The following is a 1,854-nucleotide window of genomic DNA, read 5'->3' on the forward strand; positions in this document are numbered from 1 at the left end:
CGATGATGCTTAAGACTAAGGGCAACATAGGGATGTTGTGGCCTTCAACCACCACTTTTACGTCTTGCGGGGTAATTTGATAGGCGATAATCGCTGTAATCCCCAGTGCAGACAGGCCTAAGGTTTGTAATCCAATATAAATTTTCAGCACTAAGCTAGACCAAGGCGCCTGAGTGAGTATGCCAAACAAAACTGGCAAAACGCCTAAGCTAAAGAGATCAAACGAACCAGTACTAACGGCACGCAGTAGCGCGACTACGGCAAAGAGTGTGTAGAGGGCAATCAGTAGAATAAGGCGTTTAGGCATTGACTTGGGTTTATTGGTTATTTTAAGTGGAGCAAGTGTAGGAAAAGCCCCGAACTGAGTCCAGCATAACCGTATTATCATGTAGAATACGCCTTTGCTTGGGCATTCAATATTAGGTTAAGTGATGACAGAAGTAGAATTTTGGGACTTAGTGACCCGCAGTGAGCCAGCGCAATCCCAGGAGTCTTTAGCGCAGGCATTAAAGCAAAAGTTGGCAGAGCTGAGTGACGACGAGTTAAAAGCCTTCGATAAATTGTTTGGCCAACAGATGCGTCGAAGCTACTTATGGTCGGTATGGGGAGCGGCTTATATCATCACGGGCTGTGATTCCGATTATGCTTTTGCCGAATTTCGCGCGTTTCTGATCTCACTTGGGCAGGCCCGTTATGAGGCGGTGATTGCCAATCCTGACACTTTGGCGCAGTTACCAGCATGGCCCGAGAAAGACGGCTACGCCTATCCTTTTATCGAAGATTACGACTTGATCGCGGGTCAACTATTTGAAGACAGAACGGGTAAGGAGTTGCCTTTTATGCCTTCGGGTAAGGCGACACCTGCGGGTAAAAAATTTAGCACTAAGCCCAAAGATTTAAAGCAGCAATATCCTGAGCTTAGCGCGCGTTTTCCGTTTTAATTTGGCTTACGAGCGTAAGCAGGCATTGCTGCTGATATCGAAGGTCATGCCGTAGCGAGGGCAAGTCTGGCGCATCAGTTGATGCTCTTGCTCCGCTAATTCGCGGCTAAAGTCTTGGTCGAGCTGTTCAGTCATGCGCTCTTCTGCCTGCTGTTGTGACTGAGCCAGTTTATCAAAGTGCGATTTCACCACTTGCTGCTGCGCAGCGCTGAGGGTGGTGGCATGGCTAGGTAAACTGATGAGTGTGCCTAGGGTGAGCAGTGTCAGTAAGGCAAGCTTTGCCATCATAGGTTGTTGTAGCTTTGCGGTTGTTAGTTTCATAGATCACTCCAAATTTAAATTACCGATAATCGGTTAGTCTTTAAATCGTCGTTTGGCTTTCATCGTGCATCCATGACAAACAAAACCAAAGGTATTGCTGAGAAATTAAGCATACTGGAGGGATCTTGAACCTTGGCTGAACCGCTATCTTACTGCTCGTTTCGCATCTCTTGGCATTGAAAACCCTGTTTACGGGAATCGAAGCCGCACTTTAGACCACACTCCCAAGGCACATTATCGTAAAAGGAAGATTGCTCCTTGGCATAGTCTCGACAGGCTTCGTAGCTGTCGAAATTATCCATTTTCTTATACTTCCCAGAATCATAACCATGGGTATAAATAAAGGATGACCAGGTTTCGGGGCGCGTGTCTTTCTCTCCCGAAGAGATAAACCAAATGGCGCTGGCAAAGCATGTAAAGAGGATTAACACAAACACAGGTACAACGGGGAATTTCATTTTTGAGTCGTGGTCATAAAAGATTGAGCGAAGGATAATACTTTTTTAAGTAAGATGCGCGTTAAATGATCACAAATTAATAACTTTGCACTCGTTTGGTGCGTTAAGATACAAAAAGATACGGATTGATAGCG

The 1,854-nt window shown here is 45.7% G+C and carries 4 protein-coding genes; 1 reads left to right on the plus strand and 3 read right to left on the minus strand.

Features of this window, described 5'->3' with window-relative positions; translation table 11 throughout:
• A partial coding sequence (locus ACQY6Q_RS18755) for a hypothetical protein (RefSeq protein ID WP_427983787.1) occupies window positions 1–307 on the minus strand: 307 nt, incomplete at its 3' end.
• A gap of 124 nt (window positions 308–431) precedes the next feature.
• On the opposite strand from ACQY6Q_RS18755, the gene ACQY6Q_RS18760 reads away from it, so the two are divergent.
• The gene (locus ACQY6Q_RS18760) at window positions 432–941 is read left to right on the plus strand and encodes a DUF4240 domain-containing protein (protein ID WP_220054593.1); all 510 of its coding nucleotides are present in this window, start codon (window positions 432–434) and stop codon (window positions 939–941) included.
• Window positions 942–947: 6 nt separating this feature from the next.
• On the opposite strand, the gene ACQY6Q_RS18765 is transcribed toward ACQY6Q_RS18760, so the two are convergent.
• Together ACQY6Q_RS18765 and ACQY6Q_RS18770 are read right to left on the minus strand one after the other, a co-directional pair.
• Entirely contained in the window at window positions 948–1,262 is a 315-nt protein-coding gene (locus ACQY6Q_RS18765) for a hypothetical protein (RefSeq protein WP_374905151.1), read from the minus strand.
• A 149-nt stretch (window positions 1,263–1,411) separates the two neighbouring features.
• Window positions 1,412–1,720, minus strand: a complete 309-nt coding sequence (locus ACQY6Q_RS18770; RefSeq protein WP_011715752.1) for a hypothetical protein — start codon at window positions 1,718–1,720, stop codon at window positions 1,412–1,414.
• Window positions 1,721–1,854: the final 134 nt, after the last annotated feature.

Source organism: Agarivorans sp. (assembly GCF_050295395.1).
GTDB lineage: Bacteria > Pseudomonadota > Gammaproteobacteria > Enterobacterales > Celerinatantimonadaceae > Agarivorans.

Coding starts and splice junctions, on each gene's coding strand:
- ACQY6Q_RS18760 (WP_220054593.1), top strand. CDS start 432: ATGACAGAAGTAGAATTTTGGGACTTAGTGACCCGCAGTGAGCCAGCG.
- ACQY6Q_RS18770 (WP_011715752.1), bottom strand. CDS start 1,720: ATGAAATTCCCCGTTGTACCTGTGTTTGTGTTAATCCTCTTTACATGC.
- ACQY6Q_RS18765 (WP_374905151.1), bottom strand. CDS start 1,262: ATGAAACTAACAACCGCAAAGCTACAACAACCTATGATGGCAAAGCTT.